This is a genomic window from Hymenobacter negativus (assembly GCF_017571495.1).
In the GTDB taxonomy this organism is placed as follows: domain Bacteria; phylum Bacteroidota; class Bacteroidia; order Cytophagales; family Hymenobacteraceae; genus Hymenobacter; species Hymenobacter negativus.
Genome location: NZ_JAGETZ010000005.1, coordinates 199,942 through 224,412, shown reverse-complemented (window position 1 = coordinate 224,412; position 24,471 = coordinate 199,942). Strand labels below are relative to the sequence as shown.

Below are 24,471 nucleotides of genomic sequence, written 5' to 3'. Positions count from 1 at the left end.
TCCGGCTACGCTCAACATCACGTTCTTGATTTGACTAGAGCGGAATCCGGCTACTTACTAGGCTTTCGGCCCGGCCGCCGTGCCCGCTGCTGAGCGGCACGCTTGGCTTGAAACTTGGCGTATTCATCGGCTTTTAATACCGTGCGGAGTTGGTTGTCGAATTCGTCTTCAAAGCGTTGCATAGCAAAAATGGAATGGGTGAAAAAGGGACAGTCCGGGAATTAGTAACCCTTATTGCAAAGACGCGACCAAACTAACCCGACGGTCGCTGGGCTGGGCCGTTTCCCACTGCCGCAGCTGGTCCAGTTGGGCTTCTGTAAGCAATCCGCGCAGCGCCTGATTGGGAGCCTCAGCTTCCACGGTGCGGGGTGAGCAGGCAGGTAGTAGGTGCGCAGCCAGCGTGCGACGCATGGCCAGTACCTGGTATGGTTGCAGTTGCAGCGTGGTAGTGAGCTCGCGTAGCAACGCAGCACACTGCGCTGGAGAATACGTTTCAAAGCCACCCGGCGTGTTGGCTTCGGCCGGGCCGATGGGGACGCGTGGCTTGGCGTATTCTATGTCGCGCATTTGGGCAGTGGCGGTTCCTGCCCATAACAACGACAACAGGCAAACAGCGGCGCGGAAGATTCTCAGAGGCGTCATATTTGTGTGGGGATAAGTGAATGAGCAGATAGGTGGGCCCGACGGCCTGCCGGGCTACTCTCGATGCATCAAAGGTGACTGGAGGCCCCATCTCTTTCAAGCCCAATCGCCCAGTCCGTCTGCTACCCCGACCACTGGCCATTTTTTGCTTACTCAGCTCATTTTAATGGCTTACAGACAGTTCGGCGACCACACTCTCGCGTTGGTAGCGGATGCCCTTGCGCTCATCGACTTTTTATAGGCTACTGCCGAGTAATTATCCCATCAGCAGACCGTCGTTCTCATCTTCGGAGAAGCAAATCAAGAACGTCTTTCTTCTGCTTATGTGCTCTTCTTTTTCTCCAATCCCATCCGTCAATTGCCACATGGCTGATGCTCCAGGCTTCGTCAAATCCGCTTTGTTTTCGGACTCAGCACCTATCAGTGGCTGTGCCGTTACCCCCGACGTAATACTGCCGCTCACCAACATTTTTGGCCCACGTATCCCCGACCGTGTAACCGGTGGCCAGTTTATTCTTGGCCAGAACTATCCCAACCCGTATAAGGGTGAAACCAATGTGCCTTTCACCCTGGCCAACTCAGCCGATGTCCGCCTCAACATCCTCGACCTGATGGGCCGAAAAGTGGCCGGCGTGGTGCGCAAGGGCTGCAGCGCCGGCGCCCAAAGCATCCGGCTAAACCTGACCGGTATTGGCTTGCCACCCGGCGACTACGTATACGAGTTGCAGGTCACGACCCGCCAAGGCGTGTACCGACAGTCAATGCTAATGACAACCGAATAACCAGAATGGGCCGCACGAATAACTACCGTGCCGCTTCGAGGCTGACCGCTGCAACGGTCAGCCTCTTTTTTGGGGGTTAATCGCGCCGGGAGCCAAGTCGTTGGGACAAGTCCTTTCAGGTTAGGCGGCAGGGACCGTACTTTGCTGCCGGGGCCGCCGCGCAGGTGGCCCGCTCGTTCTGCCGCTTTCACATCCCACCGCGGCCCTGCCGCACAACTTTTTTTATGGCTGACCAAACCCTAACCGGCCTGCGCGCCGGTGTGCTGCACGGCGACGAAGTGCAGGCCCTCTTCCGCAACGCCAAAGCCAACGGCTACGCCCTGCCCGCCGTGAACGTGACCGGCACCAACACCGTGAATGGTGTACTCGAAACCGCCAAAGCCCTGAATTCGCCGGTGATGGTGCAGTTTTCGAACGGTGGCGCGCAGTTCTTCGCCGGCAAGTCGGTACCCAACGACAAGCAGCAGTCCAGCATCGCAGGCGGCATTTCGGGAGCGCACCACGTGCACCTCATGGCCGCGCTGTACGACGTGCCAGTAGTGCTGCACACCGACCACGCCGCCAAAAAGCTCCTCCCCTGGATTGACGGCCTGCTCGACGCTGGCGAGAAATACTACGCTCAGCATGGCCAGCCCCTCTACAGCTCGCACATGCTCGACCTGTCGGAAGAGCCGATTGAGGAGAACATCGAAATCTGCAAGCGCTACTTGGAGCGCATGGCTAAAATCGGGATGACGCTGGAAATCGAGCTCGGCGTGACCGGCGGCGAGGAAGACGGCGTCGACAACTCCGACGTGGATTCGAGCAAGCTCTATACCCAGCCTGAGGAAGTGGCCTACGCCTACGAGCAGCTGAGCGAAGTGAGCAACCGCTTCACCATTGCAGCTGCTTTTGGCAACGTGCACGGCGTGTACAAGCCCGGCAACGTGAAGCTGCAGCCCAAGATTCTGCACAACTCGCAGGAGTTCCTGCGCCAGAAGCACAACATTGAAGAGGCCCTGCCCATCGACTTCGTATTCCACGGCGGCTCAGGCTCGAGCCAGGAGGAAATCCGCGAGGCCATCAGCTACGGCGCCATCAAAATGAACATTGACACCGACTTGCAGTGGGCGTTCTGGGAAGGCATCAAGGATTACTACGTGAAGAACGAAGGTTTCCTGCAAGGCCAGATTGGTAACCCTACCGGCGCCGATTCGCCCAATAAGAAATACTACGACCCACGCGTATGGCTGCGAAAAGGCGAAGACACCTTCGTGGCGCGCCTGAAACAGGCCTTTGAAGACCTGAACTGCATCAACCGCCGCTACTAGCACTTATTGCCAAAAACAGAACGTCATGCTGAGCTTGCCGAAGCATTTCTACCGTGTTAGTAAAATCAATTACTCTTGCGGTAGAGATGCTTCGGCAAGCTCAGCATGACGTTCTGTTTTAGTACCTTATACGCCACTTCTTCAACCATCATGCCGTACCAGCCCGCTCCCACTCGCTACCAGGATATGACCTACCGCCGCTGTGGCCGCAGCGGCCTGAAACTACCGGCGCTCTCATTGGGCCTGTGGCACAACTTTGGCGGCGTAGATACGCTCGAAAACGGCCGCGCCATCCTGCGCCGGGCCTTCGACCGCGGCATCACCCACTTCGACCTGGCCAACAATTACGGCCCGCCCCCCGGCTCGGCCGAGACAAATTTTGGGCGCATTCTGCACGAGGATTTTGCTGCTCACCGCGACGAGCTCATTATTTCCAGTAAGGCTGGCTACCACATGTGGGAAGGCCCCTACGGCGAGTGGGGCTCGAAGAAGTACTTGGTTTCCAGCCTCGATCAGAGCCTCAAACGCATGGGCCTAGAGTACGTCGACATTTTCTACCACCACCGCCCCGACCCCGAAACGCCCCTGGCCGAAACCATGTCCGCGCTCGACCTCATCGTGCGTCAGGGCAAGGCGCTGTACGTGGGCCTCAGCAATTACCAGCCCGCCGAAGCCGCCGAGGCCTTCAGGCTATTGCGCGAGTTGGGAACGCCCTGCCTCATCCACCAGCCCAAGTATTCCATGTTTGAGCGCTGGGTAGAGGGCGGGCTGCTCGACCTGCTGGACCAGGAAGGCGTAGGCTGCATCCCCTTTTCACCCCTGGCCCAGGGCCTGCTCACCAACAAATACCTGCACGGCATTCCCGAAGATTCTCGCGTGGCCAAGGGCGTCGGCTTTCTCACCGAGAACAACCTCACGCCGGAGCGCCTCTCACAGGTCCGTCGCCTCAACGACCTCGCTCAGACCCGCAATCAAAGCCTCGCCCAGATGGCCCTGTCCTGGCTATTGAAAGACGAGCGGGTAACCTCCGTCCTAATCGGCTCCAGCAAGCCCGAGCAACTCGATGACTCATTGCGTTGCTTAGAAAACTTAGCGTTCAGCGCGGAGGAGTTGGCAGCGATTGAGGAAATTCTGTAGGGGCGGGTTGCACCCACCCGCTGTTGAACGATTCGTCGATTGAAAGCACAACGGTCGGGTTTGATGCGAATAGGCGGGCGGGTGCCACCCGTCCCTACTTTCCAATCGACCCAATCTTGGGCTGAATCTGAATGATAAACCGCTTGTTTAGAGCCTCCTGGCTGCCGGTGTAGCGGCCCGCGCCGCGGAAGCCGCTGCCGGCCGCTATTACCTCCAGGTTGCTGGGAAAGCGCAGACCGGCTTCCTCCCAGAGGCGAATTACCGATAGCGCACGGCTGTAGCTGAGCTGGCGCACGGCCGGGCCGTCGAGGTTGTGCGGGTCGTTGGCGGGGTAGCGCAGGTCTTTGGCGGCGCGGCCTTCTACCACAATGAGGTACTGTACGTTGTCGTCGTTTTTTATCGACTGCATTTCGCGCAACAAGAAACGGCCGGCTTTCACGAGCGGTGTTTGCGCCTCATAGGGCAGCACGTCGCTTTTGGGCGCGAAGGTGACCGGAAACTTCAGCTCGTAACGCTTGTAAGTAGGGTTGTACTCGAAATAATTGCTTTCAAGGCGTTTGAGCGCGGCTTTTATCTCATCGAGCTTGCGCTTTTCCTGAACCTGCACTTTCAGGTCGGAAATCAGATGCTCGTTAACCCGTTGCTTGTCGCTGGCCCGCTTGAAGCCCAGCACGAATAGTACGAGCATGATGAGGAACAAGGCCGTCATAAGGTCCACGTAGCTGGGCCAGAAGAAGTCCTTGTCTTTGCTCATGGTCTGGATATTAACTGGATTGATTTAGCACGTCATGCCTCGGCTGCACTGGGCATTATGTTCCTTCTATTGCGGTGCTTCCCCTGCCTATTTCTTGCCCAGCACGGTGCGCTGAAACCAGTTGGGCTTGGTCAGTTCTTCCAGCACTTTATTGGTCCGGTCCACCTGTTTCAGTAGCTCCTGTTGCAGTTGCGAATCAACCAGCAGGCGACCTTCCAAGCGCTGCATGGCCTGGGCCGTTTGCTGGGCCTGGCGCTCCTGCAGCAAGTTCAGGTCTTTTTGCTGGGCCGGAAGCTGAGTGAAAGGATTGAGGTACTCCGTGATTTTTTGGTACACGTTATTCTCATTAAGGCGGCGGAAATGCTGCTGCCACTGCTCGTGGGCGGTGCTGGCTTCCTTTTGCAACTCTTGCAGGCGGCCATCCAGCTCGGCATCCATGCGGTGCACGCCCTCGCTCACGCCCTGGCGGATTTGGGCGCCTAAGTCCTTTAGCAGCGCCCCGTGCTGGGTGAAGAACGCGACTTGCTGGCGCAATGCGTCGTCGTGCTGCTGCAGGTATTGCGGCACGCTGGCGAGCCCCTGTTCCAGTGCCGTGAGGCGGTTGAGGAGCGAGCCGATGGTTTGCGCCGCCTCGTTGCTGTGGATGACGGTGGTGTTCAGTGCCTGCTGGTAGCCCAGGAATTTCTCGAAAGTCTGGGCGCTTTCATCTACTCTATCAAATACCTTGATGGTAGCGTTGGCCAACTCGGAGTAGCCAATTTTCTCCAACTGCTCGAGAAAGCGCTTTTGCACGCTCACGTTCTCGGTAATGCTGGCGATGAGCGGCGTAAACTCGTGAATTTTACTAAAGAAATCGTTTTGAATCTGGCTGAAGAACTCGGAGTTGAACGAGTCGAGTACCGCTTTCAGGTTGCTCATACCCGCCTGCATATCGGAGTTTAGCTTGGGCAGCAGGGCTTTTTGCAGGAAGGTGTAATAGGCGTTTTTGTTGCGGTCGCGCACGGCGCGGGCTTGCTTCAACAGTTGGTTGCCAGCCAATGTGAAGGCTAGGCCAAACAAGCTGCCAATCATGGCAATAAGCACGCCACCGAGGAAATGCTGCACGTCGCCGTTACTGAATGACGTATCGGTGGTCGGATTGGCATCCACATCAGCAAAAGGATTGCCTATCAGCGATACCAGCCCAATAATAGCTCCGGTGAAGGTGCCCAGCAGCCCCAGGTACAGCGGCGTGGTAATTTGGGCCTGAATCTCGTCGTCTAGGGCTTCGGCGTGGCGTTCGGAAATGTCTTTCAGGATACCGAAATCGGCCGCCGCACCGCGGTTGTTCAGCAAGTACTCGTTTGTATCTGTGATGATTTGACCGAATTCCGGCGAAGCATCGCGGGTGATAAGGGCATCGTACTGAACATCAAAGTTTTTCTCGGGCTGCGCGGCAGTGAACGGAATGGGCTGCACACCCACTGCGCCCGCCACCGGGTACATGCCTTGAATACGCCCAATGAGCTGGCGGTTGCGGAGGAACACCACCGCCTGCCACGCCACCAGCGCCAGGATTAACAGGATTTCAATTAAGAGCATAGCTGCTTTTTCAGATAATGGCCGAAGTTACAGCAGGGCTGTAGAGACGCGACACTTCACGTCTCATTGTTGCACAATCGGAACTGGGCAGAACAATGAATGCCCACCACGCAACTATAACAGCATCAGCAACGGATAGACGCAAAGTGTCGCGTCTCTACACGCAAAGGGCCAGAATTTTAACTCAGCGCAATGCCCGCTTTCTGCACCACGTGCCAGGCATCATCGCGCTTCTCAAGCTTGCCAGCCGTCAGATTTTGAATGGTGGTGAACTGCTCCGTAGGTGGCAGCTCAAACTGGAAAAACTCCTTCAACTCGCGCACACCGTTGCCAATGATGCGCGACTGGTCGGCCTGCGGGCTAAACGAAAACTGCGCCACGGTAGCTTCTGAATGCGGCAGGGTGATGAGCAGCGGCATTTGCGGCAGCGGGTTGGGACTGAGCTTGCGGTGCTCGATGCTGGGCACATCGGGAGCGGGAGCGTAGTAGTGCAGCGGGCCATTGTTTGGAGCAGCAGCCGCTTTGGAAGTCGCTGGTGCCTCAGCAGGAGCCTCAGAAGCTTCTGGTGCACTGGCCTCAATCAACTCCTGAATGGCGGGCGGCGTGGAAGTCGGGGCGGCCCACTCCACGGTCTGGCCGGGCTCTAAGGGTTTTTCGTCGCCAGTGGTTGGCGTGGGGGTAGTCGGATTCATAGCGGCGGAACGAGGGGCTATTGGCGGCCAAGCATCGGCAGATTTTTCCGATACGGGGCTGCGGGAATTGAAGTTAGGCTTCGACCTTTTGTCTTTTCCAGTCTGGGAGTTCGATGGTTTCGAAGTAGTGCCCTGCACCTCACGCATCGATTTAAATGACACACCCTTGCCTTGATTTTCGGCAGGTGCCGGCGGTGTCGTTGCAACTGGAGCAGGTGGCGTCTTAGCCGAAACAGCTGGTGCGGCTGGCGGGGCACTAGCAGTAGACTCCTTGGCTTGTGGAGCTTTGTAGACGTTTTGAGCAGTTGGCTTTTTCCGAACTTGTTCAACTGGAATTCGCGGGGCGGGGCTTGGTGCTAAGCTTTCATCCCGCTTCGCTTCTGCCGAGCGCCTTGTCCACAGCCACACCCCCAGCGCCCCAATGGCCACGCCGCCCAGCACGGCCCAAACCGTTGTCCAATTCGACGCCGGTTTAGCAATTGGTGCAGTCGTGGTTGTGGCGGCTGAATCACCAGCAGCTGCGGGAGTTGATGAGCCAGCCGCTGGCTGCGCCCACGCTGCCGGGCTGCCACTCAACAGCCCCAATAGCAGGAGAAGCAGCAACGGCCGGCCGCCCCAACGGGAGCGGCCGGCCGACTGGAGCACAGGCGCCGTGGCGCCGCTAATTGAGCGGCTGCGCGTCATGAAGCACCTTGGATAGTTCATACAGGGCGTTTTTGAACGGCAGGAAAAAAAGCGTCTCAGGTATCGTGTCGCCGTCGCGCAACACATCGGCATATTGCTGGCGGTATAAGTTGAAGGAGTCGCCGAGGCTGCGCTCAAGCGTATTCATCACCAAGCCAGGGTCGTTTTTCACACCGAGGTCGGCCTGCACGCGCTTCAGCTCGGGGTCTTCGAGCAGCAGTTTCAGGCAGGCGCGAGCGTTGCTTAGCACAGCTTGCTTTATTTCGTCGGTTACGCTAGCAGCTTCAAGGTGGTGTTCACCTTTATCAGCTTGCGGGTTCTCGGCATCGGGGGCAATTCCCACCGGGCGCACCAGGGGCGGGTCCTGCGGAATCTGGCCGGTGGCGAGCACGCCGCCGTTGGCAGTAGTTTGCTTGGGGTCGTCGGCCAGCTTGATGCGGAAATCAGCCGGCACGGTCTGGGCGGTGGCTTTTTCCATGATGAGGCGGGCCAGCTTCTCCACCGGCTGCAGGTTGGCCCCGGCCGCTAGCAGGCGCACATAGAGGCTGCCGCGCCCGGTGAAGCACAGGTAGCGCGGCAGCTGCTGGCCGTTGGCCACCGTCACTTGCGCCACGTGGTAAATCAGCGCGCCGAAGTGCAGGTAAAACAGTACCCGCAGGTGCTCCGCCCGCAAAAGTCGCTCGCTGAAACCCAGCAGTTGGTCGTAGTTGAACAGGAAGCTAGCCACGTCCTCAGAACCGAAATTATCGGTACTCTCAGCCACCAGCACGTATTCGCGGGCCCGGCGGGCGGCGGGCGAAAGCACCGCGCTCTGCACCCCGGCCACGCCGAAACGTACAAGGCCGTTATCCTTCGAGCCGCGGACTTCGGCCCCACCATCGCCCCATAGGTCATTACCGGCGAAGCGGAACGAGGTACTCAGCACCGGCTTACGGTCGGCGTACAGCAACACGTCGGTGGTACCGCCGCCAATGTCGATGAAGGCGGCATTTTCGCCCGGCCCCAGCGTCACGATGTTACGACGCGTGAGGTAGTAGTATGGGGCCGTCGATTCGACCATGCAGGGCATGGAATTGGTCGTCTTGAATACGTCGTGAAACAACGTGTCCCACTCGCGCTGGTACAGGTTGCGCTGGTAAGTCGAGAAGCTCAGGGGGGCAAACCAGGTGATTTGCGTGGCCGCGAGGTTGCCACCGTTCAGGGCTAACTTAGCGCGGCATAGCAGCAGGATTTCCTTGAAAAACGCACGCACACGGTTGGTATTTGCGATGTTCAGCGAATTATCCCACTTCAGGTTGGTGTGATAATTTGGTCGGCGCTGCTCCTCGGTAATAATGCCGAAAGCCACGTTGATGTTGCCCAGTACGCTCAACTCTTGGGTGGCGTAGTTGGCCGCCTCGTAAGTAGCGGTACGAGCTGGGAAAGCATAAGGAGAACTGTCGGCCCCAATGATGGGCGGCACGAATTCGCGCTCCTGGTACTGCTGCCAGCGCTTGATTTGCACGAAGTTGGCTGGGTCATCGTCGATGCCACGGTATAGGCGCTCGTAGGCGGTGCGGTCAGGCTCGGCAGTGCTCTTTTTGAGCAGCGCCACTGGCGTATCGGCCAAGCCGAAGCTGAATGGCTTGGGCTCCTGGCCGGGGCTGTCCTGCATGGCCACGTGGGTGTTCGTGGTGCCGAAGTCGATGGCGAAACGGTATTCCTTGGTGCCCTGGCGCACTTCGGGCCAGCGCGGAATGATGAGCGCGCGGCCCTCGGCCGGGGCCGGGTTCAGCACTTCGAGGTAGTCGAAATGGGTGCCGCGCACCTCGTAGTAGGTGCTGCCTTCGTCCTGACTGGTTTTGGGGGTGCGCTCGTAGCGGGTGGCGCTCTGGTCAGTGCCGGTTTCGCTGAGTTGGTGGCCGTTGGCCCAGAATTTCAGGTCGACTTTCTTGGTCACCATGCTCGGGTCAATGTTGTTAGCATCCACCAGCATGACTTTGTAGAAGTCGTTGTACTGCGGCGCGTCGGCCACTTTCACGAATGGGAACACCGACAGCGCCACGTTGGTCACGCGTAGGCGCCCTACCCCGTCGCCCTGCGGGTTGGGGTAGTAGGCACGCTCGTAGTCCACGTAGTCGCCGCCGCTCACCGGTACCCGCAGCCGCACCCGGATGCAGGCCGATTCCAACTCCAGCGAGAGGTGTTCGGCCAAATCCTGCTGCGTGAAGTAGTCAAAATAAGCTGGCTTGATAGGCAGTAAAGGCCAGTTGCTCGGCCGGTAACCGGGCGCAATCTTCACGCTGCCAGTGAAAAACCGCGTCTCATCCACCTCATAGGGCACGGCCAGCAGGGTTTCTTCCAGCAAGTCGTTGACGGTCAAGTACGGATATGGCAATTCCGGACCAGGCAGCGTGCGCTCCTTCAGCGGGCGGGCATCCGAGGCCGGTACAATGGCCCCGCTGTCGGCAAACAGCGTTTCGTTGTAGTATTTTTTGCCAACCGCCTTCAAACCAGGCCGCAGCACGATGGGCAGCGGCCCCGTCACCCCCGCCCGCGTGGGCCGGATGAATAGGTCGGAGCCGCGCAGGGTGCTTTCGTCGGGCCGCACGCGCAGCAGCACACCGGCCACATCAATCTGGTTGTTAGAGGCGTCCGTCAGTACCGGAAAGTTGCTGAGGCTGGCGGTGCCATCCATTGCCCACTTTTGCAGCAGGCCGCGGTCGAGGGTATCGCGCACCAGCGGCGCGAGGGCCATCAGAGCCGGGTCACCCACGAACTCCTGATACACGTAATCGCGAAACGCAGCTTCGCGGTTAGCCAGAGGCACATACTGGTTATCAAAGTAATAGCCTCCACCCTGCGGGCGCTGCACCGGCAGCGGCTTCACATTCGGGGCGGGGAAAAACAGCGTGAGCGGCGAAGTGCCACCGATGAGCTGCGGCACGCCATTGGCCCCGGGGTAGTAGATGAGGTGCATCTCGGTCAGCTTTGCGAAGCGGCCGTCGAGGTACAGGGCCAGCACGTCGGCCAACGGGCGGGTGGCGGGGTTGGCGCGCAGCTTGGCTAGTTCCTCATCTTTACGCCAAGCCCGGATTTGCAGGCGCTGGCTGGCCAGCTTGCGCTGGTGGAAGTTGAATACCATCTCCCACACGTCCCAGAAGTGGCTCACCAACTGGTGGTAAACGGAATCCTGGCTCGCACCGCCCTGCGTCACAAAGCGCAAGGCCGTTTCGACCAAGTGCATGCGGGCGAAGGGCGAGGGAATCGAAACCGCCACCTTGGCGGCGCGGCCGCCCTGCGGGTCGAGCAGGCGCTCCACTTCGTGGGGGCCAATTTTACCAGTCGGTCCCCAGCCCTCGTGGGTGCTGGAGCCGGTATCGTGCAAACGCAGGATTTTAGCCATGTGTATTATTAAGAAAGACGCTAACGGCGGAACCTCCCCCCGGCCCCTCTCCCTAAAAGAGGGAGCCATGGCGGTGCCGGCGTTGGCTGCGGCTACGAAAGGCCTTTAATGTTGTTTCAAGTTTGTTTTAAGCAGAATGCCGTCGGGCTCCCCTCTCTTGGGGAGAGGGCACCTTGAGGTCCTAGCACTATGAATACTGCAGCTTCTTATCTAGAATCTCGCCCGTAGCTTCCTCAAAAGCCTTTACAACCCAGCGCAGCGCCTCGTTCTCAGTTGGGTTCGTGAGCGTGGCTTTGCCTACAGCTTTCGTCAGCTCGTCGCGGAAATAACCCGGCGTGATGCCTTTGCTGAAAATGCCGGTTTCTACCGTTTTATCGGCTACCATCCGGTTGAAATCAGCTTCGTCGGCGCGGATGGCGGTATAGCGCCGCTGGTTCACGCCCAGTTCCCGAATCCACTCGTTATACTCGCCGAAAAAGTCGTACAACTCGCGCAGGGCGCGGTTGTTGCGCAGCTGGGCTGCGAGGTCGCCGGCCTCGTAGTAAGGCGCTTTGGCGTCGTCGGGTGTGTGCTTGAGGAAGTAGCGGGCGAAGTAGTGGAGTTGAATCAGCGGGCGGGCTACTTCCTGGCGCATATCGGTGGGAAGCTGGCCGAAGTCCACGTCCGGCGTGTCCGATTTCAGACCGTATTCATGGAAGAGCGGTTGGTTGCCATCCAGCTGGTTATCGGGTACTTCCATGAAATGTTGCACTGAGAGGGCGCCCAACATTTCGAGCAGGTGGGCCTGGTTTCGCTGCTCGGCGCGGCCGGGGTGATTGGCCAACGGCTGCCCGGGTTGGTCGCCGAGATAGTACATGGCTTCCAGCCCTTTCAGGTTGTCGGCGTAGTACGAAAGAGCGGTTTTCGTCTTCGTGATGAAGGTATTGGAGTCGATGAAATCCTGCCCGGCGGCTTTTTCATCGGCCGATGGCTCCTGCAATTTGAAGTAAGGCAGCATCACCAGCGCGCCCGCTTTGAGGCGGCGGCGCACTTCCGGGTGGGCCAGCGGGGAGTTAGCATCGCGCAGGTTTTTCACCAGTAGCGGGAAGCCAGCGGCCCCCGTACCGCCGAAAATCGAGCTGATGAAAAAAGCCCGGTCGCCGTCCTGTAGGCTCTGAGCGAGGTAGCGCATTTCCTTGGACTGTACTACCGCATTCAGCACCACCGAACCCACGTTGGGCGAGCCGCGGAAGCCCACGTCGAGGTTGGCGGCGAGGCTGTCCTGGGTGAACAGCAAATCAACCAAGCCCTGGGTTTCCACCGATAGGTCGTTGTATTTCAGGTAGTCGCGGAAGGGCTGGCTGATACCGCCGAAGTCGTACACAAACGAGTCGCGCAGTTCTTCGCCGCCCCCACCGCTGGTATTCAGGTGGGCCAGCGTATTCATAGGTTGGCTGAAAAAGCCGGTTTTTTCCTTCTGGCCGTCGCCATACAGGGCATCGTGAATGCGGGCGTAGCGCTTAAGCAGGGCTACAGTGCGCGTCACGTCGCCATTCTGGGTGTCTGGGTCGATAAGGACGGGCACCAGCTGGTCGCAGTTTGGAATGCGCACGCCCGAGGCCAGCAGCATGGTGAGGGAGCGCAGCACGCGGGCCCCAGTACCGCCCACGGCAAAGATGAATAGTTTGGACATAGCTTGTTCTGACGTGAAAACCCCACCCCCGGCCCCACTCCCCAGGAGGGGAAGCCACGGCGGCGTGAGTAAAATCATTTCTGTAAGTAATTCTCAAAAGCCCACCTGCCAATCGTAAGGCTCCCCTCTCCCCAAGGCGAAGGGCTGGGGGCGAGGTTAAAACGGCCCCACAAACGGCGTGGTGCGGGCGTACGTGCTCCACCGCTTCAGCAGAATTGAGAAGATGAAGAACCACAGAGCGGCCACAATCATATTCACGACCATGAAGTAACCCAGGTAGCTGCTCACTTCCGCACCGTGGCTCTTGCTGAGGCTATTAGCCAGAAACGTGCCCAGACCAGCGGCCAATGCCAGCGTTAGCACCCAGTGTGTGCTGCGAAACATACCAGTCCGCAGGGCCGAGTTGAAAAGGTAGTAGAAAGTCAGTACCAGCAATAGGCTTACGCCCAGCGTGCTCCAGCCCACAAGCGAAAACAGGTCGGTTTTATACAAGCCGTAGTCGGCTGGGCGCTGGCTTTGGAAGATGGAAATAAAAGCCGAGTACAGGCTAGTGAAGAAGGTTTGCATAGCAGGAAGCGCGGGTTATTTGTCGTTTTTGAGGGGGAGCTGAACCGTGAATACGGCCGGCAGCGGGGTTGGATACGATTGGCGGACGCCGGCCAGCAATTGGTCGAGGCCAAACGTGCGGGGGGCGGGGGTATTGTCGTTGGTGGTGGCCCAGGCGGCTACCCAATCCGGCGTTTCCGGAGCAGGCAGCGAGATGGTAAGCATGGCGGTGGGGGCTACCAGCTTGCTCACCCGCAGGCGTGCTACGTGAGTGTAGGACGCCAGTACGGGCTGGCCGCTTTGCTCATCTTCGGTGAGGGAGCGCACCGAGTTGGGCAGCAGGCTGGCCTGGCCGTTGGGAAGGCGCACTTGCAGATGTTGGGCCAAAAATGCGGGTTTTTGCCACGCGGCGGGCAATTGTTTCAAATCCAGACCTACTGAAAAGTCCACCGGGTCATCGGACGGGTTCAGGGTCAGGCCGTTATTTTCGGCGTATACCGTGCCACCGCTCGACTTTAATTTCGGGTCGGTGAGCTTGGTGAGCAGCGGCGCGAAGGCTGGTGCGCTCGTCTTCAACCCAAAGAAGGCCTGCTGGGCGGGCGCATTCTTGAATACCTCGGCCGCGTAGCGGGCCACTTGCGCGGGCGGCCCAATCACCCACACGTAGTAAGGCACCTTTTCGCCGTTTAGGGTGCTCTTGGGCACCGGCGTTTTCACGGCCGGATGGTAGGTGCCGTAGAAACGCGACGCCTCGCCAAACACAGCCACGGCCAACTGTTTCTGGCTAACCGGCGCGATAGACGTGCGAATCAGATTCGGCAGTTGCGAAAAATCTGACTTGCGCGCCGGACCATAAATAAAGTCTGAAATCACCACGCTCACTTCCTCCCCTGCTTTGGGCCGGTTGAGAATGCCTTCCAGCATCTGCGGCAGCTCGGTGCCAAGGGCGGCTTGGTTCACCTCGCCCTGCACGACATCGCGTAGCTCTTCGAATTTTACGGGCCGGGGCGCGGCATTTTCGCAGAGGTAATATTTGCGCTCGGCCACGGCGCCGTTCACCTGCGTTTCGGTGATGAGCGCGCCGATGCGCTGCTGAAATTCAGTAGCGGGCTTGTCGGCACCGCCGCGGGGCACGAAGCCTTTCATACCGCCCGAATATTCCAGAAAAATACTGACGTGCAGCGGAGCCGCTTCGGGAGCGGCCGGGGCATCGGCTGGCGCTTTTGTGCCTTTGGCAGGCTTGCTGGCGGTGGTTTCAGCTGGTTCCGAGTTGCAAGCTGTCAGCAGTGAAACGGCCCCCACGAAGACGCTGGCGAGTCGGAGATGGCGAAAAAGCCGCGACGCAGGCAGGGTTCCGGAAACGGATATTGGCATAGGTGAAGCGCAAAACAGGTTTTAGAGGCGAAGTATAGGCATTACGCAACGAAATGCCCGCCGGCTGAAAACCAGAACTGCTAAACGCAGGGCTGGCGCTGGTAGTACGTTTACTTTGCCAACGCTTTTTCCACCTCATCCAGGCTTCGTTTTCCTGGTTGCCGTTTTATGTCGAGTTCTACTTCCCTGTCCCGCGCTTCTGCCGCCGGCACTCTCATCGCCCTTGGCATTGTGTACGGCGACATTGGCACCTCCCCGCTCTACACCGTGCGCGGTGTGTTCGCCAACCGGCCCGTGACCGAGGAAGTGGTGCTCGGCACCATCTCCTGCATCATCTGGACGCTCACGCTGCTCACCACCGTAAAGTACGTTTTCATTGCCCTCAAGGCCGATAACCACGGCGAGGGTGGCATTCTCGCGCTCTACGCCCAACTGCGGCGGCTGCGCGTAAAGTGGCTTTATCTTCCGGCCATCATCGGGGCGGCGGCGCTGCTGGCCGATGGCATTATCACGCCGCCCATTTCGGTGTCGTCGGCCATTGAGGGGCTGCGCATCTTCAATCCTGAGCTGAACACCGTGCCCATCGTGCTGGCCATTCTGGTGGGGCTGTTTGCCCTGCAGCAGTTCGGCACGGCCATTATTGGCAAGTTTTTCGGGCCCATAATGGTGGTGTTTTTTTCGATGCTTGGCGTGCTCGGCATCACGCATCTGGTGCACGAGCCCACCATTCTGCGCGCCCTCAACCCCTACTACGCCGTGCACCTCATCACCCAGATACCGGGCGCGTTCTGGTTGCTGGGCTCCATTTTCCTGTGCAGCACCGGAGCCGAAGCCCTCTACGCCGACATGGGCCACGTCGGGCGGCCCAACATCTACGTATCGTGGACCTTCGTCAAAATCTGCCTGCTGCTCAATTACCTGGGACAGGGCGCGTGGCTGCTCCAGCACCTGGGCCCGGCCCTAGGCGAGAAAAACCTGTTCTTCCTGATGATACCACCGGCGCTATTGCTCCCGGCCATCATCCTCTGCACACTGGCCACCATCATCGCCTCGCAGGCCCTCATCTCGGGTTCGTTTACGCTTGTTATTGAGGCGCTACGGCTGCACTTCTGGCCCAAGGTGCGCATTTCCTACCCCACCGAGCTGCGCGGACAAGCCTACGTGGCCAGCCTCAACGGACTGCTGCTGGCCGGCTGCGTGGGCGTGGTGCTCTACTTCCGCGAGTCGGGCAAAATGGAAGCGGCCTTTGGCTTAGCTGTCACAGTTACCATGCTCATGACCACCGTGCTGCTGGGCTATTATCTGCGTCTACGGCGCACAGCGGGCCTCATCATTTTTGGATTGATTGGACTGTATTTCCTCATCGAAGGCTCGTTTCTGGTGGCTAACCTGCGCAAGTTTCCGGAAGGCGGCTGGCTGAGTGTGATGCTGTCAGTGCTCATTCTGGGCGTGATGGTGAGCTGGATTCAGGGCCAGAAAATCCGTTCCGACCTCACCGAGTTCGAGCCGTTGGCTGACTACCTGCCGCTGCTCAAGGAGCTGAGCAACGACGAATCCATCCCAAAATACGCCACGCACCTGGTCTACCTCACCAAGTCATCGGATGCGAAACTGGTGGAAAATGCCATCACACACAGCATTTTCAAGAAACGTCCCAAGCGCGCCGACGTCTACTACCTCGTCCACGTCGACACCACCGACGACCCCTATACCCGCACCTATTCTGTGACGCACATTCTGCCCCAGGAAGTGGTCCGGATTGATTTCCATTTGGGCTTTCGGGTCGACCAGGCCGTCAACTACATGTTCCGGCAAGTGGTGGCCGACCTCGTGAAGGGCGGCGAAGTCGACATCACCTCGCGCTACGAAAGCCTGCGCGGGCAGGACGTGGTGGGCGATTTCCAGTTTGTGATTCTCAACAAAACCCTACCCTACCAGCACCTGCTGCGCGGCTGGAAACGCTTGGTGCTGCGCGCCCACGGCTGGCTGCGCTGGCTGGGCGTGAGCGAGCAGGAAAGCTTTGGCCTCGACAACAGCGCCTTTACCGTGGAAAACGTGCCCCTGCGCATGCCCGCCCGCCCCGAGCTCCAGCTGACGCGAGAGTAGCGCTGGCCGCCAACGTTTTCGCGCATCCGGGTGTTATAAAACGAGCGGCCGATTGGCCGCCCCAACCCCGACCCGTACCTTTGCGCCAACGGCCTCCTACGTTGTGGCCGCCTCAAAGCCGACGCCCGGTTAAAGGCACTTTTACCCTTATGTCCACACCCATTTCCACCGATATCTGCATTATCGGAGCCGGCCCGGTCGGTCTGTTTGCAGTGTTTGAGGCGGGCTTGCTCAAGCTCCGCTGCCACGTTGTTGATGCCCTGCCGCAACCCGGCGGGCAGCTCTCCGAGATTTATCCCAAGAAGCCGATTTACGACATTCCGGGCTTCCCGGAAGTGTTGGCCGGCGATTTGGTCGACAATCTGATGAAGCAGATTGAGCCCTTCCACCCCACGTTTACGCTGGGTGAGCGGGTCGAAAAATTCGAAAAGCTGGATGACGGCTCCTTCCAGCTCTTCACCACCGACGGCACCGAAATTCACTGCAAAGCCGTGGCCATTGCCGGTGGCCTGGGCTCGTTCGAGCCCCGCAAGCCGGCCGTGGAAAACCTGGAGCATTTTGAAGGCGGCAAAGGCGTGCATTACATGGTGCGCGACCCCGAGCACTTCCGCGACAAGAAAATTGTCATCGCCGGCGGTGGCGACTCGGCCCTCGACTGGACCAATTTCCTCGCCAACGTGGCCTCCGATGTGACGCTGGTGCACCGCGGTACCACCTTCCGCGGCGCCGCCGACTCGGCCGAAAAAGTGCAGAAGCTGCACGAAGCCGGCAAAATCAAGCTCGTGCTCAGTTCCAACGTCACGCACCTGCACGGCAACGGCACCCTGGCCGAAGTAACCATCACCGGCAACGACGGCAAGGCGGAAAAAGTCCCGCTCGACTGCTTCATTCCACTTTTCGGCCTCACGCCCAAGCTCGGCCCCATCGGCGAGTGGGGCCTGGAAATCGAAAACGACGCCGTGAAAGTGAACACCGTAGACTACAGCACTTCGCTGCCCGGCGTGTACGCCATTGGCGACATCAACACCTACCCCGGTAAGCTGAAGCTCATCCTCTGCGGTTTCCACGAGGCCGCCCTTATGTGCCAGGGCGCATTTAAATACATTTTCCCCGACAAAAAGTACACCCTGAAGTACACCACGGTCAACGGGGCACCCAGCATGTAATCTGGTAACCCAGAACGTTCTGCTGAGCGCAGTGGAAGCATCTCGTGTGGATTCCGGCGGCGCTCAGCAGGACGTGCTTTGGTCTACTGATTCAACTCAATTTATGGAAGAAGACATCCGCGTCTACGTCGAGGAAGCTCCCGGCCAACGCACTGAAATAACAGGCCCTACCGATATGGGCCTCAGCCTAATGGAGCTGCTGAAAGCCAGCGGCTACGACATTCAGGCCACCTGCGGCGGCATGGCCCTTTGCGCCACTTGCCACGTCGAAGTGTTGGCCGGTCCCGCCCTGCCCGAGCCTGAAGACGCCGAACTCGACATGCTCGAAACCTTGCCCGTGGTGCACGAAGGCTCCCGCCTGAGCTGCCAGATTCGCCTCACGCCTCGCACCGATGGCTTGGTGGTGCGCCTCGTGCCAACGGGCGCATAGATACCACCTGTTATGGCGAGTGGAGCGCGGCAATCCGTCCTCCCGATGCAGAAAAGCCCCGGCTCTGGAGTAGAGCCGGGGCTTTTCTGCTTTATAAAAACGCTTGTCGCAGTTAGAAGCTGGTCGCGTTAGCCTAGGTTTCACTCCCAATGACAAACGCACTATCCGGCTGCGGCCAGCCGTTCGCGCATCCGCTGCTTGGCGGCTTCTGATAAGGCCGTGTCGGAACTGGCACGGGCAGTGGCTGCCGCTTTGGCCCATTCGGCAATCAGCACGGTTTGTTTGGCGTAGCGGTTGCAGTAAGGGCAGTAGCGCAGGTGCAGCCACAAGCTGGCCGACATCGACTTGGCGGCCGACTGGTCGGCTTGCTGCTCCAGCAGCATGGTGGCATTCTGGCAGGTAATAAGACGTAGCATATCGACTAATTAATTTTTTCCGAGGCCATGCTTTTCGAGACAGCGGCGGAGCTGCAGCTTGGCCCGATGCACGATAACCCAATAGTTAGCGGAGCTCAAACCTAGCTCCTGACAAATTTCCTCGGCCGATAATTCCTCTACAAAGCGCATAGCAAACACAGCGCCCTGCTGCGGGGGCAGCCGCTCCTGGCAACGCGCCAGAATCTCGTGCAGCTCTTGCTGCTCCAGCGCGGCATCGGCATTGAGCCAGCTGACCGGGGTTTGAGAATTGGTCCAGTGGCCGTCTTCAGGGTTGAAGAAATCGGCTTCGGTGGGTCCGCCTTCGTTGATTTCATCCAAGCCTACACGGGTGGTACGGGCCTGGCGGCGGTAGTGGTCGATGATTTTGCGGCGCAGGATGACGAACAGCCAGGTCCGCTCCGAGGCTTCAGCCCGAAAGGTAGCCAAGCCGTCGAGGGCACTCAGAAAGGTTTCCTGCACCAGCTCTTCGGCCGTTTCAGAGTCGGAGACGCGGCTCAGGGCAAAGCGGTACAGCTCGTCGCCGTAGCGGTCGGGCCACTGGGCCGGAACAGGGATTGATGGAGTCATGCGGAGCGACTACGGAGCTGGCAAAGGTCGCACTACAAGATTACGCCAGCCACCGGAAAGAAAGCAATGCGCCGGCGCTACAGCGCCACCGCCGCTACGCCCACAATGTGGTGCGAAGCGACTTCCTGAACCAACGCCACCGCCCGCAGGTTTGGCCGTTTCCAGTCGGCACCGATTTTCAGCTCCGGATTGGCCGTGAAGGTGCCATCGGCTCCTACTTTGCCCAAGGGCATCAGCTGGCGCACCACGGAGGCATGGCGCAGCAAACGGCCCGAGTTTTCGCCCCGCCCTACCTGAGACGAAAGGCCGCTTTCGGTGATGGCCAGCAGCACCTCGGTAGCGGCAGTGCCAGCGGGCACACTAGCCACGCGCACCTGCACCGTGCTACCGCTCGGGGCGAGCGTAATGCTGGCCTGTGGACTCTTGGCCGCCTTCGCCACGGTTTGAGCGAGTTCGCCGGTGCGGCTGCCCACAAATTCGTAGCGGCCATTCACCACGGCTTGGGGCGTGTAGGAGCCGGTACCAAAGCCCTGCGCATACTGCCGTTGGCGCTCCGTGTAAGCGGCCGAGGAAAAGCCGTCTTTCCAGCCCAGCCGATTCCAGTAATCAACATGCTCACCCAAGGCAATAACCTCAACACCGGGCACCGACTGGGCCGCTTCCAGTTCGCGCAGGGCCGCGTCGGCGGCCGGGCAGCTAGAGCAGCCTTCGGAGGTGAATAGCTCTACTACTACCGGCACGCGGGCCGCCAAAGAGGATGGTATTGCCCGCGGGTGGGCTGGTGCTAGTAGTGCCAGCCCACCCGCCAAGGGCAGTGCCAGCCATAATAAAACTTTCATACCAAGAAGAAAAAACGTGAACGGGCCCTCAATGCGTCCCTCGCACGGCGGCCCCACATCATCAGACGTCCATCACGCCCTGACCTTACAAATGGCCGCCTGTACGGCCCTTCAATAGCTCCTTTGGCTGGGAAAGCGAGTAGCCCATCAGAGCGTCATCTACTACGCGCTATACGACGCTCTGCGTTTTGAACAGTTGCTGAGTAAAAGCAAAAGCCCTTCCCCGCGGTATCGGGGAAGGGCTTTTGCTGTTGATATGTGTCTTTTTTACTGGCCAACCTTGGTGGGAAGCTGGCCAGTGGCACCGGGCGCGGGAGTTGCTGGCGCACCAGCTGGCGCGTCGGCCGTGGCAGTGGGTTGCGCCGCGAGGTTGAACATTTCCAGCACAATGCGCCAGCCGGCATCAGCTTCGCGGCGCCAGATGCGTAGGTAGGTGCCGTTTTCTTCGGGGTGCTTGCCGCTGGCTGGGCGATGCAGCGTGCCCACCACATAGCCAAGGTCGCCGGCAGCAGCCAGGTAGCCAGTGTTGGCCACGAAGAGGTAGCCGCCGTCCAGGTTTTTCATGTTAGCGACGGCCGCCGCACCGAGCATCATGGAAAGCCCGGGGCGGTACAGGCGGGCTTCGGAGCTTAGGCTCTGCTGGTAAGTGGCACCTGGCTTCATCAGCTCGGCAGCCGCGAACTTGCTGTCCACGTCGAGCACAACGTTGGAGGGCGCGGTGCTGGGCACGGGCACGGCGGGCAGCAGCTTGGGCTGGGGCACCTCGGCAAACGGGGCGGGCGCAGACCCGATGCGCTCAATGGTCATGTTCACGGCAAATTTCCACTTGCCATCCAGCTGCTTACGCCACACGGTCACGTATTCGCCGGCCAAATCCGGGCGGCCATTCTGAAACTGCGTCCAGGGGCCGGTAGTGTACCCCAGGTCGCCGGACTGGGCCGCGTCGGCCAGCACCGGGTACCAGGTCATTTTGCGGCCGGGCTTGCTCGGGCGGGAACGCCACACATTCTGAGCATTGGCCAGCTTGCCATTATCGGAGGCCAGCGAGTTGGGTGCGCTATTGGCCAACAAGGCGGCCTCCGTGCTGGTTTGAGATGCTTGGGCAGCAAAGGCGGTTTCGGCCGCCACTACTTGCCGTACCGGTTTGGTTTGAGCCTGTGCGGCAGTGGGCATCAATAAGGCGGCCATAGCGCCGATAGTCAAGTAATTCTTCATAATATACTAACAAAATTGATTCCTAGTACCAAGGTACGCACTACGGTATAATTATACTTTCGGTGCAAATCAAAATTCCCCTCTTCGTACCGAACTTGCGGCCCTATCGGTCTCACAGGGGCCGTTTTGAATATTTCATTTTTTACAATAGCACCACTTTTCCTTGCTTTTATGAAACTAGCCGACCTTACTGCCCGCGCCCGCCGCATTCGCCTGGTACTCACCGACTGTGACGGCGTGCTGACCGATGGCGGCGTGTATTACTCGGAGCGAGGCGAGGAAATGAAGCGCTTCAACATCCGCGACGGCATGGGCGTGGAGCGCTTGCGTAACCATGGCATTGCCACGGGCATCATGACGGGCGAAGTTTCGCCTTCCGTTCGCACCCGTGCTGCCAAGCTGAAAATTGAGGAGCTGCACCTCGGCATCAAGGACAAAGCCACCTGCCTGCACGAGATTCTGGCCCGTACTGGCCTCACAGCCGAAGAGGTTGCTTTCATCGGAGATGATACCAACGACCTGGAAATTCTGGCGCTGGTGGGCTTTTCGGCCTGCCCCGGCGACGCCACTTCGTTTGCCCGCGCCGCCGCCGAATTTCATTGCCAGACCCCCGGTGGCCACGGCTGTTTCCGCGAACTAGCCGAGTTCATCATTGCCGCGCAGGCGCAGTGACGAAATGAGTAACGCGAGGTGTCCAAGTAATTAATGGCCTTGATTGCGCCGAACGGATATCCCAATGTCAACAACTCAGTCAATCGGTTACCACTACTCCGGCAACAGGCCCTGGCGGGCTGCCAGTTTGATGAGCGAGGCCGTATTGCGGGTCTGAGTTTTCTCCATGATGTTCTGGCGGTGGGTTTCAATGGTGCGCTTGCTGGTGAACAGACGCACGGCGATTTCGGCGTTGGTGAGGCCTTCGGCTACCAAGCTCAGTACCTCCATTTCGCGCTTGCTCAGCCCCAGCACCAGACGGGCCGCCGCACCATCGGGGGCGGGCTTCTCGGTGTAGAGGCGGCTCAGCAGCGCCAGCCCAATGGCCGAGCACAAGAACGGCCGGCCGGCCGCCACGGTACCCAGCCCATGCAGCAGTTCCGAAAGCAGGGAGCTTTTGAGCACGTAGCCGTGCACGCCCAGGTCGAAGGCGCGGGCGATGTAATGTTCGTTGGTGAGTTCGCCGCGGGCCAGGATGCGCAGTTGGGGGTATTGCTCGCGTAGGGCCAGCAGAACAGCAAATACATCGGGGCCGGGCATGCCCAGGTCGAGCAACACCATCGATGGTGCGACGCTAGCAACAGCATCCAGCAGTTCGGCCCCAGTACCAACTTCCCCCACTACTTCCAAGCCCACTGCCGCACCCAGCCCGATGCGCAGCGCCTGCCGGGTGGAGTTGTCACTGTCGGTAAGTAGCAATCGAATCATACGAAGTAATGGTAGGGTAGAGCGGCAAGCGTGAGTAATTGGATGGCCGGGGTGCCAACTAAAAAACAACTTTTAAGATTCCAAAACTACCATTATGGCGAAGCTCAACTGTGGAATTAGCAACAAAAGCCGTATTAATTCCTTAAAAATCGCCAGTCAAACTGATTTATAGAGTAGAAATACGGAGCGACTTCACACGTATACACCTGCGGCCCAACTTTGTCTTCGGTTGACCGTTTCGACAATCTTATCCTTCCTTTCGCTATGACTCGCATTATACTTGCTGACGACCATGCCATCCTGCGCGATGGCATCCGGGCCCTTCTCTCCGCCGAACCCGACCTTGATGTGGTGGGCGAGGCCAGCAACGGGGCCGAAGTGCTGACCATCCTCGAAACTACGCCTGCCGATGTGGTGCTGATGGACGTGCAGATGCCGGTGCTCGATGGCTTTGCCACCATGCCCGAGCTGCGCCGCCGGTTCCCCGATGTGCGGGTGCTGGTGCTCACCATGCTCGACCATGAAAACTACGTGGCCCGCATGCTGGAGGCCGGCGCGCTGGGCTACGTGCTCAAGAATGCGGCCATCAGTGAAATTACGCATGCCATCCGGACGGTGGCCATGGGCAGCCCTTTCCTATGCACTGAAATTGGGCTAAACATGCTTTACAAGGCCGTGGCACAATCCAGCAGCCAGGCCAATGTCGAAATTGCCCACGCCGGCGCCGACCTCACGGCCCGCGAGTTGGAAGTGCTCAAGCTCATTGCCGAGGGCATGACCAACGCGGAAATCTCCGATAAGCTTTTCACCAGCAAGCGCACCATCGAAACCCACCGCCAGAACATCATCGCCAAAACCCAGGCCAAGAATACCGCTGCCCTTATCAAGCTGGCCGTGAGCCGCGGACTTATTTCTTAATGATTAACAGTTAGGGATTAATGACTTTTACTCACTACCAATCATTAATCCCTAACTGTTAATCATTAACTCAACATCCCGCCGATGGTGCCGATGGTGAGGGCCACAATGGCCGTATTGAACAAGAAGGAAATGAGGCCGTGTAGCAGCGCGGTACCCCGAATGGTGCGGCTGCTGATGCCAATGTCGGCAGTTTGGGCGGTCATGCCTATTACAAAGGCAAAGTAGGCGAAGTCCAGGTAATTGGGTTCAAGCAGGGGCTCGGCGTCGGCTTTCCCAGCGTCGTCGGGGAAGGTGAGGCCCCCGCAGTCGTGGCCCTGCTCGTTGGTGTTGTAGTAAGCATGAGCGTAGCGGAGGGTGAACACGCAATGCACCAGCGTCCAGGCCAACACCACAGCCCCGATGCCCAGGCCCAGGTGCAGGGCTTTGGCTTTTTCGGGCAAGCCTTTGATAGTGCCCAGCAGGCCCACCACCGCTACCAGGCTGGCCAGCGCCCCAGTGATGACGACGGCGGAGGCAGCAGCACGGGTAAAATCCTCGCTGGCAGCTACGCGGCGAATGTCCTCCACATCGGCCAGGCGCATGTTCAGCACCATCAGGGCCAGGGTGGTGAGAGCGAAACCGTCCCAGGCGGCTACGGCACGCACCAGTGTTCCCATCACATCCGGGGCCAGCAGCGCCACCAGCACCCCGGCGGCCAGGCCCAGGCCCAGGCGCCACGGCAAGCTCAGAAAGCGGCTGAAGAAGGAAGCTTTGCCGTGGGAACGGGCGGTGTGGGATGATGTGGGCATGGGCAGCAAGGTAGCGCCGACGGG

24 protein-coding genes are annotated in these 24,471 nt (G+C 59.2%); 9 read left to right on the top strand and 15 right to left on the bottom strand.

Features of this window, described 5'->3' with window-relative positions; genetic code table 11:
• Nucleotides 1-50: 50 nt before the first annotated feature.
• Both J4E00_RS29855 and J4E00_RS13355 read right to left on the bottom strand, forming a co-directional pair.
• Nucleotides 51-182, bottom strand: a complete 132-nt coding sequence (locus J4E00_RS29855) for a hypothetical protein (RefSeq protein ID WP_262898408.1) — start codon at nucleotides 180-182, stop codon at nucleotides 51-53.
• Between the two features lie 49 nt (nucleotides 183-231).
• Nucleotides 232-642 (bottom strand): hypothetical protein, encoded by a 411-nt coding sequence (locus tag J4E00_RS13355; RefSeq protein ID WP_208175674.1) that lies wholly within the window; start codon nucleotides 640-642, stop codon nucleotides 232-234.
• A 365-nt stretch (nucleotides 643-1,007) separates the two neighbouring features.
• Between J4E00_RS13355 and J4E00_RS13350 the strand changes: the two genes are divergently transcribed.
• The 3 genes from J4E00_RS13350 (at nucleotide 1,008) to mgrA (ending at nucleotide 3,871) form a co-directional block, all read left to right on the top strand.
• Nucleotides 1,008-1,424, top strand: a complete 417-nt coding sequence (locus J4E00_RS13350; RefSeq protein WP_208175673.1) for a T9SS type A sorting domain-containing protein — start codon at nucleotides 1,008-1,010, stop codon at nucleotides 1,422-1,424.
• A 224-nt stretch (nucleotides 1,425-1,648) separates the two neighbouring features.
• Nucleotides 1,649-2,734, top strand: coding sequence for a class II fructose-bisphosphate aldolase (gene fbaA / locus J4E00_RS13345; protein WP_208175672.1), 1,086 nt, complete (start codon nucleotides 1,649-1,651; stop codon nucleotides 2,732-2,734).
• Nucleotides 2,735-2,884: 150 nt separating this feature from the next.
• Entirely contained in the window at nucleotides 2,885-3,871 is a 987-nt protein-coding gene (gene mgrA, locus J4E00_RS13340; protein WP_208175671.1) for an L-glyceraldehyde 3-phosphate reductase, read from the top strand.
• 94 nt (nucleotides 3,872-3,965) lie between these two features.
• Here the strand turns inward: mgrA and J4E00_RS13335 are convergent, their stop codons facing one another.
• The 3 genes from J4E00_RS13335 to J4E00_RS13325 all read right to left on the bottom strand — a co-directional run bounded on the left by J4E00_RS13335 (nucleotide 3,966) and on the right by J4E00_RS13325 (nucleotide 6,898).
• Nucleotides 3,966-4,625 carry a hypothetical protein gene (locus tag J4E00_RS13335; RefSeq protein ID WP_208175670.1) on the bottom strand — a complete coding sequence of 220 codons (660 nt, stop codon included), beginning with the start codon at nucleotides 4,623-4,625 and terminating at the stop codon, nucleotides 3,966-3,968.
• Nucleotides 4,626-4,712: 87 nt separating this feature from the next.
• Nucleotides 4,713-6,206, bottom strand: a complete 1,494-nt coding sequence (locus J4E00_RS13330; protein ID WP_208175669.1) for a hypothetical protein — start codon at nucleotides 6,204-6,206, stop codon at nucleotides 4,713-4,715.
• Nucleotides 6,207-6,385: 179 nt separating this feature from the next.
• The gene (locus tag J4E00_RS13325) at nucleotides 6,386-6,898 is read right to left on the bottom strand and encodes a hypothetical protein (RefSeq protein ID WP_208175668.1); all 513 of its coding nucleotides are present in this window, start codon (nucleotides 6,896-6,898) and stop codon (nucleotides 6,386-6,388) included.
• Between the two features lie 421 nt (nucleotides 6,899-7,319).
• Here J4E00_RS13325 and J4E00_RS13320 point away from each other — a divergent pair, with 421 nt between their 5' ends.
• Complete coding sequence (locus J4E00_RS13320; RefSeq protein WP_208175667.1) at nucleotides 7,320-7,598, top strand: hypothetical protein; 279 nt, start codon at nucleotides 7,320-7,322, stop codon at nucleotides 7,596-7,598.
• Here J4E00_RS13320 and J4E00_RS13315 read toward each other — a convergent pair.
• The 4 genes from J4E00_RS13315 to J4E00_RS13300 all read right to left on the bottom strand — a co-directional run bounded on the left by J4E00_RS13315 (nucleotide 7,560) and on the right by J4E00_RS13300 (nucleotide 14,559).
• Nucleotides 7,560-10,967 carry a hypothetical protein gene (locus J4E00_RS13315; protein ID WP_208175666.1) on the bottom strand — a complete coding sequence of 1,136 codons (3,408 nt, stop codon included), beginning with the start codon at nucleotides 10,965-10,967 and terminating at the stop codon, nucleotides 7,560-7,562. The two genes, J4E00_RS13320 and J4E00_RS13315, sit on opposite strands and share 39 nt — an antisense overlap.
• A gap of 187 nt (nucleotides 10,968-11,154) precedes the next feature.
• A complete protein-coding gene (locus J4E00_RS13310; RefSeq protein ID WP_208175665.1) occupies nucleotides 11,155-12,639 on the bottom strand; it encodes a hypothetical protein in 1,485 nt (494 codons plus the stop codon).
• Nucleotides 12,640-12,795: 156 nt separating this feature from the next.
• A complete protein-coding gene (locus tag J4E00_RS13305; RefSeq protein WP_208175664.1) occupies nucleotides 12,796-13,206 on the bottom strand; it encodes a hypothetical protein in 411 nt (136 codons plus the stop codon).
• A 15-nt stretch (nucleotides 13,207-13,221) separates the two neighbouring features.
• On the bottom strand, nucleotides 13,222-14,559 hold the full coding sequence (locus J4E00_RS13300; protein WP_208175663.1) for a hypothetical protein: 1,338 nt from the start codon (nucleotides 14,557-14,559) through the stop codon (nucleotides 13,222-13,224).
• A gap of 168 nt (nucleotides 14,560-14,727) precedes the next feature.
• Here J4E00_RS13300 and J4E00_RS13295 point away from each other — a divergent pair, with 168 nt between their 5' ends.
• The 3 genes from J4E00_RS13295 to J4E00_RS13285 all read left to right on the top strand — a co-directional run bounded on the left by J4E00_RS13295 (nucleotide 14,728) and on the right by J4E00_RS13285 (nucleotide 18,261).
• Entirely contained in the window at nucleotides 14,728-16,665 is a 1,938-nt protein-coding gene (locus tag J4E00_RS13295; protein ID WP_208175662.1) for a KUP/HAK/KT family potassium transporter, read from the top strand.
• Between the two features lie 149 nt (nucleotides 16,666-16,814).
• Nucleotides 16,815-17,831, top strand: a complete 1,017-nt coding sequence (locus tag J4E00_RS13290; protein WP_208175661.1) for an NAD(P)/FAD-dependent oxidoreductase — start codon at nucleotides 16,815-16,817, stop codon at nucleotides 17,829-17,831.
• A 103-nt stretch (nucleotides 17,832-17,934) separates the two neighbouring features.
• Entirely contained in the window at nucleotides 17,935-18,261 is a 327-nt protein-coding gene (locus J4E00_RS13285; RefSeq protein ID WP_208175660.1) for a 2Fe-2S iron-sulfur cluster-binding protein, read from the top strand.
• Nucleotides 18,262-18,422: 161 nt separating this feature from the next.
• On the opposite strand, the gene J4E00_RS13280 is transcribed toward J4E00_RS13285, so the two are convergent.
• From J4E00_RS13280 to J4E00_RS13265, 4 genes are all read right to left on the bottom strand, one after another.
• Complete coding sequence (locus J4E00_RS13280) at nucleotides 18,423-18,677, bottom strand: hypothetical protein (protein ID WP_208175659.1); 255 nt, start codon at nucleotides 18,675-18,677, stop codon at nucleotides 18,423-18,425.
• 9 nt (nucleotides 18,678-18,686) lie between these two features.
• Nucleotides 18,687-19,265, bottom strand: coding sequence for a sigma-70 family RNA polymerase sigma factor (locus J4E00_RS13275; protein WP_208175658.1), 579 nt, complete (start codon nucleotides 19,263-19,265; stop codon nucleotides 18,687-18,689).
• Between the two features lie 77 nt (nucleotides 19,266-19,342).
• The gene (locus J4E00_RS13270) at nucleotides 19,343-20,104 is read right to left on the bottom strand and encodes a DUF1223 domain-containing protein (protein ID WP_208175657.1); all 762 of its coding nucleotides are present in this window, start codon (nucleotides 20,102-20,104) and stop codon (nucleotides 19,343-19,345) included.
• Between the two features lie 267 nt (nucleotides 20,105-20,371).
• On the bottom strand, nucleotides 20,372-21,319 hold the full coding sequence (locus J4E00_RS13265; RefSeq protein ID WP_208175656.1) for a nuclear transport factor 2 family protein: 948 nt from the start codon (nucleotides 21,317-21,319) through the stop codon (nucleotides 20,372-20,374).
• Nucleotides 21,320-21,490: 171 nt separating this feature from the next.
• On the opposite strand from J4E00_RS13265, the gene J4E00_RS13260 reads away from it, so the two are divergent.
• The gene (locus J4E00_RS13260; RefSeq protein WP_208175655.1) at nucleotides 21,491-21,991 is read left to right on the top strand and encodes a KdsC family phosphatase; all 501 of its coding nucleotides are present in this window, start codon (nucleotides 21,491-21,493) and stop codon (nucleotides 21,989-21,991) included.
• Between the two features lie 93 nt (nucleotides 21,992-22,084).
• Here J4E00_RS13260 and J4E00_RS13255 read toward each other — a convergent pair whose 3' ends face one another.
• A complete protein-coding gene (locus J4E00_RS13255) occupies nucleotides 22,085-22,738 on the bottom strand; it encodes a LuxR C-terminal-related transcriptional regulator (protein ID WP_208175654.1) in 654 nt (217 codons plus the stop codon).
• Nucleotides 22,739-23,002: 264 nt separating this feature from the next.
• Here J4E00_RS13255 and J4E00_RS13250 point away from each other — a divergent pair, with 264 nt between their 5' ends.
• Nucleotides 23,003-23,656 carry a response regulator gene (locus J4E00_RS13250; protein ID WP_208175653.1) on the top strand — a complete coding sequence of 218 codons (654 nt, stop codon included), beginning with the start codon at nucleotides 23,003-23,005 and terminating at the stop codon, nucleotides 23,654-23,656.
• A gap of 65 nt (nucleotides 23,657-23,721) precedes the next feature.
• Here the strand turns inward: J4E00_RS13250 and J4E00_RS13245 are convergent, their stop codons facing one another.
• Nucleotides 23,722-24,447 (bottom strand): DUF1345 domain-containing protein, encoded by a 726-nt coding sequence (locus J4E00_RS13245; RefSeq protein WP_208175652.1) that lies wholly within the window; start codon nucleotides 24,445-24,447, stop codon nucleotides 23,722-23,724.
• Nucleotides 24,448-24,471: the final 24 nt, after the last annotated feature.

What these genes read in the sequence shown, in the direction of transcription:
- J4E00_RS29855 (WP_262898408.1), bottom strand. Translation starts at nt 182, where the DNA reads ATGCAACGCTTTGAAGACGAATTCGACAACCAACTCCGCACGGTATTA.
- J4E00_RS13355 (WP_208175674.1), bottom strand. Translation starts at nt 642, where the DNA reads ATGACGCCTCTGAGAATCTTCCGCGCCGCTGTTTGCCTGTTGTCGTTG.
- J4E00_RS13350 (WP_208175673.1), top strand. Translation starts at nt 1,008, where the DNA reads ATGGCTGATGCTCCAGGCTTCGTCAAATCCGCTTTGTTTTCGGACTCA.
- fbaA (WP_208175672.1), top strand. Translation starts at nt 1,649, where the DNA reads ATGGCTGACCAAACCCTAACCGGCCTGCGCGCCGGTGTGCTGCACGGC.
- mgrA (WP_208175671.1), top strand. Translation starts at nt 2,885, where the DNA reads ATGCCGTACCAGCCCGCTCCCACTCGCTACCAGGATATGACCTACCGC.
- J4E00_RS13335 (WP_208175670.1), bottom strand. Translation starts at nt 4,625, where the DNA reads ATGAGCAAAGACAAGGACTTCTTCTGGCCCAGCTACGTGGACCTTATG.
- J4E00_RS13330 (WP_208175669.1), bottom strand. Translation starts at nt 6,206, where the DNA reads ATGCTCTTAATTGAAATCCTGTTAATCCTGGCGCTGGTGGCGTGGCAG.
- J4E00_RS13325 (WP_208175668.1), bottom strand. Translation starts at nt 6,898, where the DNA reads ATGAATCCGACTACCCCCACGCCAACCACTGGCGACGAAAAACCCTTA.
- J4E00_RS13320 (WP_208175667.1), top strand. Translation starts at nt 7,320, where the DNA reads ATGGCCACGCCGCCCAGCACGGCCCAAACCGTTGTCCAATTCGACGCC.
- J4E00_RS13315 (WP_208175666.1), bottom strand. Translation starts at nt 10,967, where the DNA reads ATGGCTAAAATCCTGCGTTTGCACGATACCGGCTCCAGCACCCACGAG.
- J4E00_RS13310 (WP_208175665.1), bottom strand. Translation starts at nt 12,639, where the DNA reads ATGTCCAAACTATTCATCTTTGCCGTGGGCGGTACTGGGGCCCGCGTG.
- J4E00_RS13305 (WP_208175664.1), bottom strand. Translation starts at nt 13,206, where the DNA reads ATGCAAACCTTCTTCACTAGCCTGTACTCGGCTTTTATTTCCATCTTC.
- J4E00_RS13300 (WP_208175663.1), bottom strand. Translation starts at nt 14,559, where the DNA reads ATGCCAATATCCGTTTCCGGAACCCTGCCTGCGTCGCGGCTTTTTCGC.
- J4E00_RS13295 (WP_208175662.1), top strand. Translation starts at nt 14,728, where the DNA reads ATGTCGAGTTCTACTTCCCTGTCCCGCGCTTCTGCCGCCGGCACTCTC.
- J4E00_RS13290 (WP_208175661.1), top strand. Translation starts at nt 16,815, where the DNA reads ATGTCCACACCCATTTCCACCGATATCTGCATTATCGGAGCCGGCCCG.
- J4E00_RS13285 (WP_208175660.1), top strand. Translation starts at nt 17,935, where the DNA reads ATGGAAGAAGACATCCGCGTCTACGTCGAGGAAGCTCCCGGCCAACGC.
- J4E00_RS13280 (WP_208175659.1), bottom strand. Translation starts at nt 18,677, where the DNA reads ATGCTACGTCTTATTACCTGCCAGAATGCCACCATGCTGCTGGAGCAG.
- J4E00_RS13275 (WP_208175658.1), bottom strand. Translation starts at nt 19,265, where the DNA reads ATGACTCCATCAATCCCTGTTCCGGCCCAGTGGCCCGACCGCTACGGC.
- J4E00_RS13270 (WP_208175657.1), bottom strand. Translation starts at nt 20,104, where the DNA reads ATGAAAGTTTTATTATGGCTGGCACTGCCCTTGGCGGGTGGGCTGGCA.
- J4E00_RS13265 (WP_208175656.1), bottom strand. Translation starts at nt 21,319, where the DNA reads ATGAAGAATTACTTGACTATCGGCGCTATGGCCGCCTTATTGATGCCC.
- J4E00_RS13260 (WP_208175655.1), top strand. Translation starts at nt 21,491, where the DNA reads ATGAAACTAGCCGACCTTACTGCCCGCGCCCGCCGCATTCGCCTGGTA.
- J4E00_RS13255 (WP_208175654.1), bottom strand. Translation starts at nt 22,738, where the DNA reads ATGATTCGATTGCTACTTACCGACAGTGACAACTCCACCCGGCAGGCG.
- J4E00_RS13250 (WP_208175653.1), top strand. Translation starts at nt 23,003, where the DNA reads ATGACTCGCATTATACTTGCTGACGACCATGCCATCCTGCGCGATGGC.
- J4E00_RS13245 (WP_208175652.1), bottom strand. Translation starts at nt 24,447, where the DNA reads ATGCCCACATCATCCCACACCGCCCGTTCCCACGGCAAAGCTTCCTTC.